Origin of the sequence: Micromonospora qiuiae (assembly GCF_016863555.1) — a bacterium.
Taxonomy (GTDB): domain Bacteria; phylum Actinomycetota; class Actinomycetes; order Mycobacteriales; family Micromonosporaceae; genus Micromonospora; species Micromonospora qiuiae.
Genome location: NZ_BOPC01000116.1, coordinates 1 through 17,685 on the forward strand (window position 1 = coordinate 1; position 17,685 = coordinate 17,685).

At 68.4% G+C, this 17,685-nt stretch carries 12 protein-coding genes and 1 pseudogene; 5 read left to right on the plus strand and 8 right to left on the minus strand.

Translation table 11 applies throughout. The features are described 5' to 3' along the window. A partial coding sequence (locus Vqi01_RS28260; protein ID WP_204038194.1) for a TRADD-N-associated membrane domain-containing protein occupies positions 1-834 on the plus strand: 834 nt, incomplete at its 5' end. Between the two features lie 485 nt (positions 835-1,319). Here Vqi01_RS28260 and Vqi01_RS28265 read toward each other — a convergent pair. Both Vqi01_RS28265 and Vqi01_RS31715 read right to left on the minus strand, forming a co-directional pair. Then, positions 1,320-2,234: a hypothetical protein gene (locus Vqi01_RS28265; RefSeq protein WP_204038195.1), complete on the minus strand. Its 915-nt coding sequence runs from the start codon at positions 2,232-2,234 to the stop codon at positions 1,320-1,322. Beyond that, positions 2,231-2,371, minus strand: a pseudogene (locus tag Vqi01_RS31715) (TauD/TfdA family dioxygenase); the annotation flags it as partial. The gene Vqi01_RS28265 and the pseudogene Vqi01_RS31715, both read right to left, overlap by 4 nt. Before the next feature lie 887 nt (positions 2,372-3,258). Here Vqi01_RS31715 and Vqi01_RS28275 point away from each other — a divergent pair. The 3 genes from Vqi01_RS28275 to Vqi01_RS28285 all read left to right on the plus strand — a co-directional run bounded on the left by Vqi01_RS28275 (position 3,259) and on the right by Vqi01_RS28285 (position 5,653). After that, positions 3,259-3,558, plus strand: a complete 300-nt coding sequence (locus tag Vqi01_RS28275; RefSeq protein ID WP_204038197.1) for a hypothetical protein — start codon at positions 3,259-3,261, stop codon at positions 3,556-3,558. Continuing rightward, the gene (locus Vqi01_RS28280) at positions 3,555-3,962 is read left to right on the plus strand and encodes a hypothetical protein (RefSeq protein WP_204038198.1); all 408 of its coding nucleotides are present in this window, start codon (positions 3,555-3,557) and stop codon (positions 3,960-3,962) included. The genes Vqi01_RS28275 and Vqi01_RS28280 overlap by 4 nt, the downstream gene beginning before the upstream one ends. A gap of 284 nt (positions 3,963-4,246) precedes the next feature. Further along, complete coding sequence (locus Vqi01_RS28285) at positions 4,247-5,653, plus strand: extracellular catalytic domain type 1 short-chain-length polyhydroxyalkanoate depolymerase (RefSeq protein ID WP_204038199.1); 1,407 nt, start codon at positions 4,247-4,249, stop codon at positions 5,651-5,653. Positions 5,654-5,723: 70 nt separating this feature from the next. On the opposite strand, the gene Vqi01_RS28290 is transcribed toward Vqi01_RS28285, so the two are convergent. From Vqi01_RS28290 to Vqi01_RS28305, 4 genes are all read right to left on the minus strand, one after another. Further along, positions 5,724-7,835 (minus strand): cellulose binding domain-containing protein, encoded by a 2,112-nt coding sequence (locus Vqi01_RS28290; protein WP_204038200.1) that lies wholly within the window; start codon positions 7,833-7,835, stop codon positions 5,724-5,726. A 406-nt stretch (positions 7,836-8,241) separates the two neighbouring features. Next, on the minus strand, positions 8,242-9,870 hold the full coding sequence (locus tag Vqi01_RS28295) for an isovaleryl-CoA dehydrogenase (protein ID WP_204038201.1): 1,629 nt from the start codon (positions 9,868-9,870) through the stop codon (positions 8,242-8,244). Positions 9,871-9,919: 49 nt separating this feature from the next. Continuing rightward, the gene (locus tag Vqi01_RS28300; RefSeq protein ID WP_204038202.1) at positions 9,920-10,816 is read right to left on the minus strand and encodes a helix-turn-helix domain-containing GNAT family N-acetyltransferase; all 897 of its coding nucleotides are present in this window, start codon (positions 10,814-10,816) and stop codon (positions 9,920-9,922) included. A 54-nt stretch (positions 10,817-10,870) separates the two neighbouring features. Further along, entirely contained in the window at positions 10,871-12,097 is a 1,227-nt protein-coding gene (locus Vqi01_RS28305) for an MFS transporter (protein WP_239098726.1), read from the minus strand. Between the two features lie 323 nt (positions 12,098-12,420). On the opposite strand from Vqi01_RS28305, the gene Vqi01_RS28310 reads away from it, so the two are divergent. Continuing rightward, entirely contained in the window at positions 12,421-15,162 is a 2,742-nt protein-coding gene (locus Vqi01_RS28310) for a beta-L-arabinofuranosidase domain-containing protein (RefSeq protein ID WP_204038203.1), read from the plus strand. 110 nt (positions 15,163-15,272) lie between these two features. On the opposite strand, the gene Vqi01_RS28315 is transcribed toward Vqi01_RS28310, so the two are convergent. Both Vqi01_RS28315 and Vqi01_RS28320 read right to left on the minus strand, forming a co-directional pair. Continuing rightward, the gene (locus Vqi01_RS28315; protein ID WP_204038204.1) at positions 15,273-16,262 is read right to left on the minus strand and encodes a LacI family DNA-binding transcriptional regulator; all 990 of its coding nucleotides are present in this window, start codon (positions 16,260-16,262) and stop codon (positions 15,273-15,275) included. Positions 16,263-16,859: 597 nt separating this feature from the next. Further along, positions 16,860-17,685, minus strand: an 826-nt coding sequence (locus Vqi01_RS28320) for a beta-xylosidase family glycoside hydrolase (protein WP_504740175.1), incomplete at its 5' end; no start/stop codon positions are given.

Consider the following 17,685-nt stretch of genomic DNA (forward strand, 5'->3'; position numbering starts at 1 on the left):
GACTCCACCTTTAAAATACTGAGCACCGTTACGCCGGTCGCTGGGGCCTTGCTAGCGGTCCTTTTTTCGCTTTTTGTGGAATGGATTAGCCGCAGAAAGGTTAAGACGGTCGAAGCCGAAGTAATGTCAGCTCTGGGGTTGGCTGACCGGCCTCCACCTGAGGATGCTTCTGCCAACTACCCCAGCGAATCGCGTGCTTCTCAAGCCGACGAAGAAAGCAATCATCCGCGAAAAGATCTGGGCTCGCCAGGCCAAAACATTTATGTTGATCTCAGAAACTGTAGCGAAGCCTCGGAAGCCTTAGCCGAGATAGCCCAGCAGCAATCTGACGGCCACGCCAGACTGATTGTCAAATACTACGCCCAGGGCCATCAGCAAGCCTTCGTCACCTTCATCGCAAGCATCGCATTCGCCGTTGTTGGCTTTGGCGTCATTATTGCCGCTTGCGTCTATCTGCTTACACATCCGAAGGACCCAGAGCCAGCAGCCATTTCGGGAGCAGTCGGACTCGTCACGCAAGGTGTTGGGTATTTATTCTTTCGCCGAGCCGACAATGCCCGAGGATTGATGATGCAACTGATCGACAAGCTTCGCGATGATCGCGACAGGGAGATAAAGTTCATCGCTGGCATGGTCTCGGCAAACAGCATCGTTTCGCCCTCTCTTCGAGATGCCGTCAAGGTAGCAACTGCAATGCAATTGGCCGGTGTTTCCATGTCGCCGGAGCAGATCGAGGCGATTGCTAAAGAAGCGGCTCGTCCAAGCACAACGAACGCCGCGCCCACCTATATCAACCCGCCGCCCAAGTCAGAAACTCCAGCCCCTACATCATGAGATGCCTACGTATCACCGATACACCAACTACAGGTAAGGCGGCCCCTGCCGGCCTGGTCATCGGGCCGGCCAAGCCTTGCCACTTGGGCAGACGTCGTCACCAGTAGTCGTCGTTGGTCGCTCTCGATCGACTTCCGGCGGCCTGGTGACGGCCTGGACCTGACCCTCGTCGACCCCTTGACCCCCAGGCAACCAACAGGGCTCGCTGACCTGCCTTGCCAGGAGAATCTAGCTGCAGCAACCGTCCCTGGCGGTCCGTAGACGTCCTCCGCCGTTCGTACCCGTCGTCACTCAGATAGTCACCCATGCCTCACCGCCGCCTGCGCCGGCACACACGCCCCCCATCACTGCACACTTCTCGTCCGCCCGCGACCTACCGCCGGTGAAGACGACGCGGGCGCTGCGGAGTCGTCCGGACTGACCCACCACAGGAAGACCATCCCGGTCAGGACCAGGCAGAAGATGCCGAGCCGACGTGATCTTGGCTAGTCATTGCCGTAATCGTCGTCCTCGTAATCCCGAAAGTCGCCTTCAGTCACGAATGTCGCCGGCAGTTCCGCTGCCTCAATGAGCTCTCTCGTATCAAGAACGAGACGGCAGGTTTCGCAACTGAAGTGTTCGGCAGAGATGGTCAGTTCCAGCAGCACGTCATAATAGTGCTCGTCCAACTCGTCATACTTCACCTCGCGGCTCTCAGCGTCGGCTCCCTCAAGCACGCCGACGGAGCCGCACGCCGGACAAGCCTGGTCAGTCCGATAGTCCCAGCCCAAGCTGAGGTCTGCCGGGTTCGCCCACTCTCTAGCCAATCGAGCCGGGAGACTTCCCGCCCTAAATTGCGCCAGACGCTGCCGCGCCCGCTCAATTAACATCTCAAATCGATGCTCAATGTTCTTCTTGTTCTGAGCAAGGTGCTTTTCAACGATGGACAGCCGATCAGAGCCAACCAGCTCATCTAACGACTTATCCTGCGCATTTACGAGGATTGCGGCCTGCGCCCAAAAGCGGGGCCACCAAGCGTCCGGGGGAATCGGTGTGAAAGTTGGACAGCCGCCGTGGAGATAGGGATTTCTGGCCCACGTAATTTGCTGGGCATCGCGCTCGCTGAAGGGTCTAAACGCCTTCTGGCAGCGACTATACAAGGTGTGCGCCTTGACTGAAGTGAACCTTCCCTCCCCTTCGACCAAGCCGCTTGCAACTAGCAGATTCCCACCATCCTCCGTCGGCGACGCAATGAGAAGTGGCAATACGCGGGATAGCGCCGCCTTTGCGAGTAACTCTAGCGCCAACGAAGCCCAGAGGGCCCTCTCGTCGAACGCCCTGGGCTCGTCGTCCATTGCATGATTTAGGAACAACTTGGCCTTAAGCCATAGGGCTTCGTCATCATACTCAGAAGAGGTCACTTCTCCTCCGGCAAATAGAAGCATACCCTGCGGAGAACGCGTCCATTGTCGCTAGCGTCGACGGCCGCTCGCGCATGCAAAGAGGAACGGTTGTCTATTATCAGCAACTGATTCGCGGTCGACCACTCATGTCGATAGCATGAGTGAGGGCTTCCTCAAAGAACTGCATTGTGCGTCGCGCTCGCTCGTCACAAGGAGCCATACACCCGGGATCGTATCGAAAACCTCTTGGAGCAGAATACGCAGCAGCGAGGAAGCTCTCCACGCCACCCCTGACTACGAATAGGCCACTGCCCATAAACGCAGGGAGAATTGGCCATGGGTAATTGGGGTTAGTTAGCTTCGAGGAGGAACTCCAAAGCATCGTCGGTGTCCCGCTTGGCTCTTGGGCAGCCAGAATGACGAGGTCCGGAGGCCGTCGAAGATGAGCGCCGTCCGTATGAAGAGGCTGCGCGCCCAGTCCGTAGGCGGCGCTCAACGACTGGGGGTGGGCATCATCGGCTTTTGTGGGCCGCAGCTCGGCAACGGGCGGATCTCCTCTGCGGGTTGCCACTTCCCGCCACCCAAGCTTCGTCGCTGCACTTCGGACGGTCTCAACGTCTCCAGAGGATGTCACCCAGCCTGACCGCTTGGCCGCCCGCCTGAGATCCGCAAGATCCATCCCATCAGCTCCTTCAATGGATAAACGGTGCGAAGAGCTTAGTTGCTGCGGCTTGCCGGACGCCACTCGTGGTCGAGCACGGAATACGGCTGCGAGTCACGCCATTCGCTTATTGGTGGAGACGCGGTCACCCAGCGCGACGATCAGACGTTGAAGTTGAACTCGAGTTGCTCGGCGAGGGCGTCACCGAAGAATCGCCGCGCTTCCGCTTCCCGCTCCTGCAGCACCACGACCCGCCGTGAAAGCTATCGGTTCCGGAATGAGTACGCGTGCGGATACTCCAGGCCCCGATGCCGTGCCAGCCTCGCGGGCATGGATGGTGTGAAGACACGACGTAGGGCGTCGTTTGGGTTGAGTCTGCTTGTGGCGCTGGGGTGGTATGCCACCGCGATCGCCGCGGTTCTCGTCGGTCGGGCCGGGATACCGGTTGCACCGGATCGAGACTGCGCAGCGGTGTTCAGTTGCATGACGCCGGGTCAGGAAGTCATCCTGCTGATGATCATCGCCGGGCCGGTTCTCGCGGCTCTGCTGATCATTACGCTGCCGGTCACCGCCCTGCTCGCGCGCTGGGTCTCCTCCTCGATCGTCACCGGCACCCTGGCGGCGCTGGGCAGCGTCGTGGCCGCGGCGGCGATCGGCATGCTCTGGCACGGTGGCCGATGAAGCGCGTCGGATTCAGCGTACTGCTGTGCACCTGGCTCTACGGCGTACCGTTCCTGCTCGTCGTGGGTCTGGTCCGGCGCACCTCGTCGCCGTACCTGCCCACCAGGTCGGCGGCGGAGGGATTCGGGACGACCACCGACACCATTCTGAGCACCGCGCTGCTGCTCAATCTGGCGCTGCCGGTGGTCGGGGCACTGCTCGCCGGGCTCGTCGGCGACCAGGAGTGGACGCGCCGTTTCCTCTGGTCCCTGGTGGGGATGGCGCTGATCTATTTCGCCGTCTCGATCGCCGGAAGCGCGGCCACGGCACCGTTGATCGGCCACACCCCGAGCGATGAGGAGCCGACGCCCCGCACCACGCAGTGCATTCCGATCAGCGGCGGTCGTGGCTGCCCGGGTGGGTGATCGCGGCCTACCCGAACGCTCGATCATGGAGAACCGCGATCATGGAAGACCGAAACTATCGATATCTGCAAGCATCTTGCCGCACCCATCGACGCTGACCCATACTTTGGCTACGCGCTAGCTGCGGATTGGCACGATATGCACCGTTGGCAGGGCGAGGTGGACGGACGCCGCGTTCCGTAGGGCAACACCTCCCGTATCGCGATACCGGTCCTCTTTCCTCGGTGGCGGGCGCCTCGGCGCCGTGTTCACCGTGGGCACGGTCCGGTGTCGATCCGTAGTCCATGGAGGTCAACGTGAAACGAACCACAGCGGCGCTGGCATCGCTGGCCGCCGCGCTCCTCTTCGCCGTGGCGGGCATCGTCCTGGCCCCGTCGCCGGCCGCTGCCGCGTCCCTGGTCGAGGTGACGAACTTCGGCAGCAACCCGGGGAACATGCGGATGCACATCTACGCGCCGGACAACCGGCCGGCGAATCCCGCGATCGTGGTGGCCATGCACGGCTGCGGCGGGTCAGGTCCCGGCTTCTACTCCGGCAGCGAGTTCGCCCGGCTCGCCGACCAGTACGGCTTCCTGGTCATCTACCCCACCGCGACGCAGCAGGCCGGCTTCGGCAACTGCTTCGACGTGTGGTCCGCCGCATCCAAACGGCGCGACGGCGGTAGCGACCCGGTCTCCATCATGTCGATGGTCAACTACGCGCAGCGGCAGTACGGCGGCGACCTGCAGCGGGTGTTCGCCACCGGCAGTTCGTCGGGCGGAATGATGACGCAGGCCCTGATGGCGCTCTACCCGGACGTGTACAAGGCCGGCGCGGCGTTCATGGGTGTCCCCTTCACCTGCTTCGCCAACGCCGCTGACTTCCCGCCCACCAACAGCCAGTGCGTCAACGGCCGGATGGACCGGACCCCGCAGCAGTGGGGCGACGCCGTTCGGCAGGCCTACCCCGGCTACAGCGGGCCTCGCCCCCGCGTGCAGCTGTGGCACGGCACCGCCGACAATCTGATCCCGTTCCAGCTCCTCCAGGAGGCGGTGGAGCAGTGGACGAACGTGGCCGGGTTGAGCCAGACCCCCACGTCCACGGACACCCCGCAGGCCAACTGGAACCGCCGCCGCTTCGCCGACTCGTCGGGCACGGTGCGGGTGGAGGCGTACGCCATCCAGGGCGCCGGGCACAGCCTTCCGTCGACCGGCATGGCCCGGGTCGCCATCGAGTTCTTCGGCCTGACCGGCAGCAACCCGCCGCCGCCCACCACCGCACCGCCGCCGCCCACCACCGCACCGCCGCCGCCCACCACCGCACCACCCCCGCCCACCACCGCACCACCCCCGCCGCCGACCACCGCACCGCCGCCGCCGACCACGCCGCCGCCCGGCTCGACGTCCTGCCGGGTGCAGTACACGGCCGACTCGTGGAACAACGGGCTGGTCGCCAACATCACCGTCACCAACACCAGCACGAGCCCGGTCAACGGCTGGACGGTGCAGTGGACCTGGCCCAACAGCCAGCAGGTCACCAACGCCTGGAACGCCACGGTGACCCAGAGCGGCAACCAGGTGACCGCCCGAAATGTTGCTTACAACGGCACGATCGGGGCCAACCAGAGCATCAGCTTCGGTCTACAGGCCACCCACACCGGCACCAACACCGCACCCAACCGGTTCACTCTCAACGGGGCCGCCTGTTCCTGACCTCGCCCCCTCCCCCGGTGCCCCGGCCGTCCTGCGGCCGGGGCACCGGTCGTTGCCTACCGCGCAGGCATCAGAGCGCGGTGCAGAGCGCGCCGTTGAGCCGGAAGGCCGCCGGCAGGACGTTGGGTCCGCTGTACTCGCCGACGAAGCCGACGCTCACCGTGCCTCCGGCGGCGAGTTGACGGCTGTCGTCGGTGCTGGTCACCCGGACGTTGGTGCCGGTCTGTTCCCAGTTCGCGTTCCAGCCGCTGCCCACCCGCTGCCACGACGTCGGCCAGGTCCAGGTCAGCGTCCAGCCGTTGATCGGCCGCTCGGCGTTGTTGACGATCTCCACCGTCGCCACGTAGCCGTTGCCCCAGTCCGTGTCGTTAGTGAAGCGGACCCCGCACGCGCTGCTGGCCGGGCTGCTGGTGGTGAAGGTCAGCGGCGGTGAGGCCCAGGAGATCCGACCGGCGGTGTCGCGGGTCAGCACGTTGACCGTGTACCGGCTGCCCGGGTTGAGGTTGCCGACGGTGAGCGAAGTGCCGGCGGTCTCGCCGAGCTGCTCGCTGACCGCGCCGTACTGCCGGTGGACCTCGTACTTGGCGATCGGGCTACCGCCCGGAGTGGCCGCAGGCCAGGAGATGGTCGCGCTCCGGTCGGTGACCGCGCTGGCGGTGGGTTGACCGGGTGCGCCGGGTGCGCCGGTCGCCGCAGTTGCCGGGCGGACCACGAGGGTGGTCAGCGAGTACGGCGGCAGGGTCCGGCTGGTCGCGCTGCCGCTCTGGCCGGTGGCGATGGCGGTGGCGCCGTTGGTGTGGGTGTGGACCGTCGGCGCGGCGCTCGACGGGGCGAAGCCGGCGTAGTCGATGGTGACCGGGTGGGCGTTGTCCGGATCCTTGTTCACCAGCAGCACCGCCACATCACCGTTGCCGCGCCTGACGGCGTGCGCGGTCACCAGCGGCTGGTCGGTGTCGGCGCGGATGAACTGGTCGCCGGTCTTCGCGAAGCGGCTCATCATGGACAGCCCGTGGTACGCCGCGAAGGGCGTGTTCACCGGCGGTTCGCAGACCGCGCCGTCGGAGGTGCAGGTGCCGCTGGAGAGCAGCCCGAAGTCGCCGTAGTCGGTCTGTCCCGCCACGGTCGTCACCCGGCCGATGCCGTTGTGCACGTTCCACCAGTGCACTGTGAAGACACCGTTGGCCAGCAGCCCGCTGTAGGCGTCGGCCAGGAACAGCGCGGCCGGTTGGCTGGTCATGCCGTCGGCCGTGGCGTTCATCTCGGTGAGGCTGATCCCGATCCGCGAGGCGTCCGGACCGGCGTACCGGGCGATCTGCTGCCGGAGCAGGTGGACCGCGTCGGGGATGTGACTGGTCCGGGGCAGCGACTCGGCGGCGGTGCCGCCCGGGTACCAGTGCACGTCGACGAAGTCGATCTTCGGTCCGGCGATGGAGAGCACGGTCTGGTTCCATGGGCCGGGATCGTCACCGGCGGTCAGGCCGTCCGGCCAGTTGGCCGGCATGGTCAGCACCGCGCCGACCTTGATGGTCGGGTCGACGGCCTTCATCGCCTCGGCGTACTCGACGACCAGATTCGCGTAGTAGGTGGCGCTCTTGTCGGGATGGTGGTCGGCCTCCCAGGCGGATCCGTAGTGCCCGTTGCCGTAGTTCTCGTTGCCGACCGTCCAGTACCGGGCACCGTACCGCTTCGTCACGTTGGCGTAGCGCACCCAGTCGGCGGCTTCGGCCGGCGTGCCCGTGCCGTAGTTCGCGATGATCATCGGCTCGGCACCGACCCGCCGCGTCGCGGCCATGAAGGTGTCGAAGTCGGTGCCGGGCGCGACGTAGCCGCCGGGCGCGGTGTGGTCGCGCCAGTGATAGATGTCGGCGTACGAGCCGCCGGGGTAGCGCATCATCTGCACACCGGCGGCGCGGAGCAGATCCGACGTCTCGTTGGTGCCCAGGTGCTGGTCCCAGATGGCGTGGTTGACGCCGAGTGCGGTGTCGGGCACGGTGGCCAGCCCGGCCCGCGCGTTCACGGTCACCGTCACCGGCGCACTCGCCGCGCCGGCGCTCGGGGCGTTGATGCCGGTCAACACGCCGGTGCCGAGCAGCAGGCCGGCCACCAGCGCCGCGCGGCTGCGCCGGGTCAGCGACAGTGGTAGGGAAAATGATCGAACACCGTGCCTGTTCGGGATTCTCATGGTTGTCCTTTGGTTGGTCACGAGCGAAATCCGCCCGGCCCGGCCCCTTGGAGAGCCTCGGCATAGGCGGACGAGGAAACGACGAACTCACCTGCCGCCACCCGCCGCAGGCCATGACGGCCCCCGGCTGCCCATCGGGCGACGGTCGCTCGCGCGCGACAACGCATCGACGGACCAGCGTCCCACAGCGTCCGGACACCGCTCAAGAACAAACGCGAAAGCGCCCGCCCCGACGTGGGGACGGGCGCTCACGCCTGTCTGCGCGCCGGACGCGGGGCACGATTTCGGTCGGGATCGGCGACGTCCTGCCGGCGCACCTTGCTCGAACGCTGGACCTGCTTCCGTGGACCGAAGTCGCGCCCATGGGGGCCGAGAACGTCCAAGATCTTCTACGAGGAGACCTCGCTCAGGTCAGTTTGGGGGTGGCGCGGGTGATGATGGCGGCGAAATCGACGCCGGGGGGCAGGGTGCCGTAGGCATGGCCGTGGTCTCCGGCCAGGCGGGAGGCGCAGAAGACATCGGCGACGGCCGGGTGGCCGTGCCGGACCAGCAGTGCACCCTGGAGCACCAGGGCGAGTTGTTCAACCACCCGGCGGGCGCGCATCTCAAGGTCGGCCGGGTCATTCAGGGCGGCGAGCACCTCGCGTACTGCGGCGTCGAGGCGACGGTCGGCACCTGCCGCCAGCTCCACCTCGGCCTGGAATGCCGCCATCACCTCAGGCTGGCCGGCCAGCGCGCGCAGCACGTCCAGGGCGGCGACGTTGCCGGAACCCTCCCAGATGGAGTTCAGCGGCGATTCGCGGAACAGCCGCGGCATGCCGGACTCCTCGACGTAGCCGTTGCCGCCGAGGCATTCCAGGGCCTCGGCGGCGTGCCCCGGCCAGCGTTTGCAGACCCAGTACTTGCCGACGGCCAGGGCGATCCGCTTGAACGCGGTCTCCGTCGCGTCACCGCGCGCGGACCGGTCGGTCGCGCCGGCGAGGCGCATCATCAGCACCGTGGCGGCCTCGGACTCCACCGCCAGGTCGGCCAGGACGTTGCGCATCAGCGGCTGGTCGACGAGGTACCGGCCGAAGGCCCGCCGGTGGGCGGCGTGGTGCGCGGCGGTGATCACGCCCTGTCGCATGCCCGCCGCCGCGCCGATCACGCAGTCGAGGCGGGTCAGGTTGACCATGTCGATGATGGTGCGTACGCCCCGGCCCTCGTCACCGATTCGCCAGGCGACCGCGTCGTCGTACTCCACCTCGCTGGAGGCGTTGGACCGGTTGCCGAGCTTGTCCTTCAGCCGCATCAGGCGCATCGGGTTGCGGCTGCCGTCGGGGAGCACGCGCGGGAGCAGGAAGCAGGTCAGCCCGCCCGGCGCCTGGGCCAGGGTGAGGAACACGTCGCACATCGGCGCGGAGGTGAACCACTTGTGCCCGGTCAGGCGGTAGCTGCCGTCCGGCTGCGGCCGTGCGGCGGTGGTGTTGGCGCGTACGTCGGAGCCGCCCTGTTTCTCCGTCATGGACATGCCCGCCAGCAGCCCTCGCTTGGTCAGCGGCGTCCGCAGCCCGAAGTCGTACGCTGTGGCGGTGAGCAGCGGCTCGTAGCGTGCGGCCAGGTCCGGGGCGTGCCGCAGGGCCGGCACCGCCGCGTAGGTCATCGAGATCGGGCACCCGTGGCCGGCGTCGGGGCGCCAGGTGTAGAACTTCGCGGCCCGCGCGACGTGCGCGCCGACCCGGTCGTCGGCCCAGGGCGCGGCGTGCAGGCCGTGCGCGACGGCGGTGCGCATCAGATCGTGCCAGGAGGGGTGGAACTCGACCTCGTCGATGCGGTGGCCGTAGCGGTCGTGGGTGCGCAGCACCGGCGGGTGTTCGTTGGCCAGCCGACCGTGCTCGATCGCCGGCTCGCTGCCGGCGAGCCGGCCGAGTTCGCGCACCTCGCCGGTGGCCCAGCCGGCGCCCTCGCGGGCGAGCCCGTCGAGCAGCGCCGCGTCGTCCGCGGTGTCGTGGTCGACCAGCGGTGGTACCTGGTTGAACACCTCGTGTGTGGTCACGGAACAACTCCAAGCGTGCGTGCGCGGCAACGGAGAATTGAACCATCGTTCAGTTCGGGCCGGCAACACCGTCCAGACGCTTGGCGAACCAGTGGTGGGCGTACGGGTTGGCGTTGTAACGCGGGATCTCGTGGTAACCCGCGCTGCGGTAGAGCTGGATCGCCTCGGTGAGGCTGCGGTTGGTGTCGAGGTGGACAGCGTCGGCACCGGCCGCCGCGGCACGCCGCTCCAACTCGTCGAGCAGCCGCCGGCCGACGCCGAGGCCGCGTACCGACCGGGAGACCCAGAGGCGCTTGATCTCGACGGGTTCACCGGGGCTCAGCCGCAGCCCGCCACAGCCCACCGCCTCGGTGGCGAGGGTGGCGACCAGGAAGACGCCGGCCGGCGGAACGAGTTCGTGGTCGTCGTCGCCGACCGTGACGGCGAAGCCGCTCTCGAAGCGCTCGTCCAACTCCCCCACGTACGCCCGCAGGCAGGCCCGGGCGCGCGGATCGCTCGGCGGGCAGACTTCGATGGTGACCAGTGACGCCATCAGCAGCCGCTCCACCTCAGCCATGGCGCTGACGAGCCGGCCGCGCTGGCCGTCGCGCAGCGGCGCGAGCATCGACCAGGCCAACTCGTCGGACATCCGGTCGAGCAGGTCCCACTCGGCGCGGCCGGCCTCGGTGAGTCGGGCGCTGCGCACCCGCCCGTCCCCGCCGGTCGGGCCGACCACGACCAGACCCGCACCCTCCAGCGTACGCAGCAGGCGGCTGAGGTAGCCGGCGTCGAGGTCGAGCCGGGTGCGCAGGGCCGCGACCTCGGCACCGGCCGGGCCGATCTCCCAGAGCAGGCGCGACTGGGCCAGCGGCCGGTCGCGGGCGAGATAGCTGTCGTCCAGCGCACCGACGCGCTGGGTCACCGTGCGGTTGAAGCGCCGCACCACGTCGACCAGTTGACGATCCATGATTGCTGACTTTAGTCAGGCATTTCCCTTGGCGATAGTCACTTTTCCACCTGGTCAGCCCGAGTTTCGAGCGCCCAGGGCGGATGGGGCCAGGGCCGCCAACGCGGCCGTCGCCAGCACGCCGGCACAGCCGTACAACACGGTCGCGGCTCGCGTGGCCTCGGCGAGCGAGCCGAGCGCGTTCGTCGTGAGCACCAGCGGCAGGTTCTGCACGAGCGCGAGAACGGCCTGCACCCGGGACAGGTGGGTGGCCGGCGTGACCGCCAGCACCAGTGGTCCGACGTGGGTGGCGAACCCGCCCGATCCCAGACCGATCAGCACCCCGGCCGCGACCGCTCCCGAAGGCGATGCGGCGGTCGCCAGCGCGGCCACGCCGACGGCAGCCACCAGGAGGCTGGCGACGGCCGCCCGGTGCGGCTCGGCCAGCGCGCCACGCACCAGCACGAGCACCGCGATGCTCGCCGTACCCAGCGCCAGTGCCGCGACGATCGTGGCGGCGGCCTGCGGCGGCCACGCCCGCTCCCGGGCCAGCAACGGCACCAGCAGTCCGGTGACCGGCAGCAGGAAGCCGGCAGCGATCCCGACCAGCAGCAGCACGGGCCGCAGTACGGCGTGCGACGCGGCGAGCCGCAGCCCGTCCAGCGCGGCCCGCCACACCGGTTGCGCCGGCTCCGGCACGCCGCCGTCCTGGCTGTCCACCGCGTACGGTCGCAGGGCCACCAGGACCGCCAGCAGCACCGCGAACGTGGCGGCGTTGGCCAGCGCCACCCCGGCGAGTCCGGCCGCGACCAGGACCAGGCCGCCCACCGCTGGCCCGGCGAACAGGGCCACCTGGCCGGCCAGGTGACGGGCCGACATCGCCCGGGCCAGTCCGGCCACCGGCACCAGCCGCCGGGGCATGGAGCCCGTGCTCGGCAGGTAGAACGCGTCCACGATGCCGATGGCCAGGGCGGCCAGCAGCAGCGGCAGCCGCGGATCGGCCGACCACCACACGGCGACGGCCAGCACCAGCATGACCACGATCATCACCGCGTCCGAGACCACCATGACGGCCCAGGCGCCGAACCGGTCGGCCACCGTGCCACCGACCAACAGCAGCAGCACCCGGGGCAGGACGATCGCGCTGATCACCAGCGCGGCGAAGCGACCTCCCTGCCCGGCCGCCACCCAGGCCATCGCGAAGGCCATGGCCTGCACGCCGAGCAGGGACAGCGTCGCACCGCCGAGCCACGTCCAGTACGTCCGTGGCAGCGCCGTCCGGCTGCCGGTTGTCGCCACCACGAAGCCTCCCTGAGTCGAGCACGCCGGCCGATGTCGGTGAGGTCCCCTCGTCGGTGTCGTGCGATTGGCACTGTCCGGCCTCGACGAGGTCGAGGGTCAAGTCGTCGCGACCGCGGAACGGGCGGCGGTGCCGCTCTGCCCGGTCGCCCCGCGTGAATCTCCCGCCCGATGTGTCGCACTGGAAACGCGAGGGTTGCGCAGCTGTCAACGACTCATTATGTTAGCGATAACATCGACATTAGTCGCATTGATCGATGCGGCTATGTGCGGGCCGGCGCGAGGGGTGACAGTCTCCCCTCCCCCACAGAATCCCGGAGGCCGTCATGCCCAACCCGTCGCTCAACCGCCGCCACGTGCTCCAGGTCGCCGGCGCGGCGGCCCTCGCCACCGCGGTCGGCCCCGCCCTGCGCGGCGGCACCGCCCATGCGGCGATCCCCCCGGCCCGGCCCGACCTCGGCGTCTCCGCGTACGCCTTCGACCTGGGCCAGGTGCGGCTGACCGCCAGCCGCTGGCTGGACAACCAGAACCGCACGTTGAACTACCTGCGCTTCGTCGACGTCAACCGGCTGCTCTACAACTTCCGCGCCAACCACCGCCTCTCCACCGGAGGCGCTGCCGCGCTCGGCGGCTGGGAGGCGCCCACCTTCCCCTTCCGCACCCATTCCCAGGGCCACTTCCTGACCGCCTGGTCGCACATGTGGGCGGTGCTCGGCGACACCACCTGCCGGGACAAGGCCAACCAGATGGTGGCCGAGTTGGCCAAGTGCCAGGCCAACAACGCCGCCGCCGGATTCAACGCCGGATATCTGTGCGGTTACCCCGAGTCCGACTTCACCGCCGTGGAGAATCGCACGCTGAACAACGGCAACGTGCCGTACTACACGATCCACAAGACCCTCGTCGGGCTGCTCGACGTGTGGCGACACATCGGCAACACCCAGGCCCGCGACGTGCTGCTGGCGCTCGCCGGCTGGGTCGACTGGCGTACCGGCCGGCTCACCTCGGCGCAGATGCAGTCCATGCTGGGCACCGAGTTCGGCGGAATGAACGCGGTGCTGACCGACCTGTACCAGCAGACCGGTGACGGCCGCTGGCTGACCGTCGCCCAGCGGTTCGACCACGCCGCCGTGTTCAACCCGCTCGCGGCCAACCAGGATCAACTCAACGGGCTGCACGCCAACACCCAGATCCCGAAATGGATCGGCGCGGCCCGCGAGTTCAAGGCCACCGGCACCACCCGCTACCGCGACATCGCCAGCAACGCGTGGAACATCACCGTCAACACCCGCACGTACGCGATCGGCGGCAACAGCCAGGCGGAGCACTTCCGCGCGCCCAACGCGATCTCCGGGTACCTGCGCAACGACACCTGTGAGCACTGCAACACGTACAACATGCTCAAGCTGACCCGGGAGCTGTGGCTGCTCGACCCGAACCGGGTCGCGTACGTCGACTTCTACGAACGGGCGCTGCTCAACCACCTCGTCGGCGCGCAGAACCCGGCCGACAACCACGGCCACATCACCTACTTCACGCCGCTGCAACCGGGCGGGCGGCGCGGCGTGGGTCCGTCCTGGGGCGGTGGCACCTGGAGTACGGACTACAACTCCTTCTGGTGCTGCCAGGGCACCGGGCTGGAGAGCAACACCACGTTGATGGACTCGATCTACTTCCACAACGGCAGCACGCTGACGGTGAACCTGTTCATGCCGTCGGTGCTGGACTGGTCGCAGCGCGGCATCACGGTCACCCAGTCCACCGGCTACCCGGCCAGCGACACCACGACGCTCACCGTCACCGGCAACGTCGGCGGCTCGTGGACCATGCGGATCCGCATCCCCGGTTGGACGCAGGGCGCCACGGTCAGCGTCAACGGCACCCCGCAGGACATCGCCACCACGCCGGGCACGTACGCCGTCCTCACCCGCTCCTGGGCCGCCGGCGACACGGTGACCGTACGCCTGCCGATGCGGGTGATCCCGGAGCCGACGAACGACAACCCGAACGTCGTGGCGCTCACCTACGGCCCGGCGGTGCTCTCCGGCAACTACGGCAACACCGCGCTGTCGGCGCTACCGGTGCTCTCCGCCTCCTCGGTCACCCGCACCAGCACCTCGGCGCTCACCTTCACCGCCACGGCCAACGGGTCGCAGGTCAACCTGATCCCGTTCTACGACGCGCACGGGCACAACTACACCGTCTACTGGAGCACGGGCGGTCAGACCGGAACCGCCGGTGCCACCTTCCGCCTGGTCAACGTCGCCAGTGGCCTGGTGCTGGGCATCGAGAACATGTCCACCGCCGACGGTGCCCCGGCGTTGCAGTGGGGCGACAACGGCACCGCCGACCACGATTGGCAACTGGTGGTCGACGGCAGCGCGGTGCGGTTCCGCAACGCCAACAGCGGCAAGGTGCTCGGCGTACAGAACATGTCGACCGCCGACAACGCGCAGGTCCTGCAATGGTCGGACACCGGCACGGCCGACCACCGGTGGACCATCGTGGACTCCGGCGATGGCTCGCACAAGATCCGCAACGGGCACAGCGGCAAGCTGCTGGCCGTCCTGGGCGGCTCGACCGCGCAGGGTGCCCGGGTGGTGCAGGACCCCGACAACGGCACGCCGGACAACCAGTGGCGGTTCGTTCCCAACGGGGCTCGCCGGATCCAGAACCTGGCCACCGGTCTCGTGCTCGGGGTGCAGAACATGTCCACCGCTGACGGCGGACTGGTGATCCAGTGGGGCGACACCGGCACCGCCGACCACCTCTGGACCGCGGTGGTGGACAGCGGCGGCTACCTGCGGCTGCGCAACTCGCACAGCGGCAAGGTGCTGGGGGTGGAGAACGGCGGCAGCGCCAACGGCGCCCGGGTGGTGCAGTGGGCCGACAACGGCGCGGCCAGCAACCGCTGGCGACTGCGGTACGGCGCGAACGGCTACTTCCGCATCCAGTCCGCCAACGGCGGGCGCGTCCTCGGCGTCAACGGCGCGTCGTCGAGCCAGGGCACCCAGATCATTCTCTGGGACGACAACGGTGCCGCCGACCACCGGTGGCGTTTCATCTAGGACTACATGACCCACCCACTCCAGCCCCAGCCACCCCACCTGCCCCGGCCACCCCACCCGGCCCGCCCCGGCCATCCAAGACGGGCCGGGTGGGGGGCGGAAGGCGGTGGTCAGCGGGAGGGTGGTTTGGCGACGCTCTGGCGGGCTACCAGGGTTGGCGCGATGGTCTCGCGCAACGCGCCGCCGCTGTCCGACTCGATCTGCGCCAGCAGCATCTCCAGGCTCGCCCGGGCCACCGCGTCGAAGTCCGGCCGCACGGTGGTCAGCGGCGGGATGAAGTACGCGGCTTCCGGGACGTCGTCGAAGCCGACCACACTGATCTCGTCCGGCACGCGGCGGCCGTGCTCGTGCAGGGCCCGCAGCACCCCGAGGGCGAGGTGGTCGTTGGCGGTGAAGACCGCGGTGACGTCCGGCATCCGGGCCAGCATCTGCCCGCACCGGTAGCCGGCCGCGGCCGACCAGTCCGCGGGCACCAGCGGCGGAATCTCCGCGCCTGCCGCGAGCAGAGCCGCCCGCCAACCCTCGATGCGGCCCGCGCTGTCGAACCAGTCGGCCGGCCCGGAAACGTGCCAGACCGTACGATGCCCGGCGTCGAGCAGGTGCTCGGTGGCGGCTCGGGCCCCGGCGGCCTGGTCGACCGTCACCGACGGCATGGGCCGGTGGGGGTCACCGTCGACGGTCACCAGCGGAACGTCTTTGGGTAGGCGTTCGAGCGCTTCGCCGGCCGACTCCACCGGCGCGATCACCACGATGCCGGCGACCCGGTGAGCCAGGTGCCGCTCCACGGCGGCGGAGATCGACCGGTGGTCGAGATCACGCACACTGCCCACGCTGACCGCGAATCCCGCTTCCGCAGCTGTCTGCTCCAAGGCGGCGAGCAGCGAGGCCGGCCCGTACAGGGTGGTGTTCTGCGCGACCACGCCGATCACTTGAGAGCGACCGGTGACCAGGGCACGGGCTGCCCGGTTCGGCCGGTAACCCAGTTCGGCTATTGCCGCCTGGACCCGCAGCCGGGTTTGCTCACGCACGTTCGGGTGGCCATTGAGCACTCGCGAAACCGTCTGATGGGAAACGCCAGCGAGGCGAGCCACGTCCGTCATCGCAGGATCGCGTACGGCCATTTCATACTCCCGCCCGTGGGTCGCCGCAGCCCGTCGACGATGACCGGAGCGGCCTTGATTCACGATCCCTCTCGCCGCGCCCACGCCGGCCCGTGCCCGCCGGGTGGCCAGCGCTAGATCACCGATAGTCTACGCCAGCGATGACTCCAATCGCCGACAGGTCGGGCCGGTTCGGAGAGTTGAGTGTCATGACCGGCGCCAATGGGCCGGCCGCATTCCCAGCGTGCCCAACCAAGGCACAACGCTCCCCCGCCACCCCACCCCCCTCCCTCCCTCCGCCCTCACCACGCCCCCACCCCCGCCCCGGCGATCTTGCACTTTCGGTCGCCTATATACCCGATCTGAGGCTTTTGTGGGGACGAAAAGTGCAAGATCGCCGGGGCGGGGGGAGGGCACTGCGCGCGCGTGGCGTGGCCCGTGTCGTACTCCCCAACGGAGTACGACACGGGCCACGGGTGTGCGGGTGGCGCCGAGTGGGGTGCCACCCGCACGTCACCGTTTTCGGTGACCTTTCTCCCGGTGGGCGGCGCTGCCGGAGGAGAACGCCGCACCCGTTCCGAGGCCGCCTGTGCTACGTCACGGCGTGGCCAGCTCGAAGCGTCGCACGGTCACCGCGCCGCCCAGTGCCTGAGTGGCGTGGTTGAAGATGGCGAACCGGTACCCCATGAAGAACGTCCAGTTGTTGTTGAGCGTCAGGGCGTTGCCCAACGAGACGAAGTTGACCCCGTCGGTGCTGTACGAGAAGCGCGCCTGCCGGCCGGAGCCCGGTCTGATGTCGGCGTTGGCGCGTAGCCAGATCCGGCCGCCGGAGACCGAGGCGCTGGCGATCTCGCTGCCGGTGCTGCTGGTGTCCCAGTTGTTGTTCATGCTCAGCCCGTTGGTCATGACGACCCGGGTCGCCCCGTTGTCGCGCCGGACCCCGATCCAGGCGGAGACGTCGCGCAGCATGGCGAGCCCGGTGCGGTCGCCGTCGCGCATCGTCGAGTAGTCGAGTTCGACGGTCGCCGTGGAGGTCGGCCCCTGGATGCGGTGGGTGATCGTGTTGCGGGCCCGGTAGAGGTCGTTGGTCACCGTGGCGGTCTGCAGGCGCAGCCCGTTGTTCACCGACCACCGGCTGTTGTCCGGGTTGTGGTTCCACTCCCACTGTGGGCCGAGGGTGGTGCCGGCGAAGGTGTCGACGCCGGTGAGGGGCTTGACCGGGCGCAGTGGCAGCGGGTTGGGGTAGTTCACTCCCCAGGCGCCGTTGACCGTCTGCACCTGGGGCCAGCCGTCGGCGGTCCAGGTGATCGGCGCCAACGTCGGCATCCGCCCGCCCGGGTAGGCGTCGGTGAAGGCCATGTAGTACCAGGCCCCGTTCGGGGTCTGCACCAGGCCGCCCTGGTGGGGCACCCCACCGCCGGAG

What these genes read in the sequence shown, in the direction of transcription:
- Vqi01_RS28290 (WP_204038200.1), bottom strand. Translation starts at nt 7,835, where the DNA reads ATGAGAATCCCGAACAGGCACGGTGTTCGATCATTTTCCCTACCACTG.
- Vqi01_RS28315 (WP_204038204.1), bottom strand. Translation starts at nt 16,262, where the DNA reads ATGACGGACGTGGCTCGCCTCGCTGGCGTTTCCCATCAGACGGTTTCG.
- Vqi01_RS28280 (WP_204038198.1), top strand. Translation starts at nt 3,555, where the DNA reads ATGAAGCGCGTCGGATTCAGCGTACTGCTGTGCACCTGGCTCTACGGC.
- Vqi01_RS28285 (WP_204038199.1), top strand. Translation starts at nt 4,247, where the DNA reads ATGGAGGTCAACGTGAAACGAACCACAGCGGCGCTGGCATCGCTGGCC.
- Vqi01_RS28310 (WP_204038203.1), top strand. Translation starts at nt 12,421, where the DNA reads ATGCCCAACCCGTCGCTCAACCGCCGCCACGTGCTCCAGGTCGCCGGC.
- Vqi01_RS28300 (WP_204038202.1), bottom strand. Translation starts at nt 10,816, where the DNA reads ATGGATCGTCAACTGGTCGACGTGGTGCGGCGCTTCAACCGCACGGTG.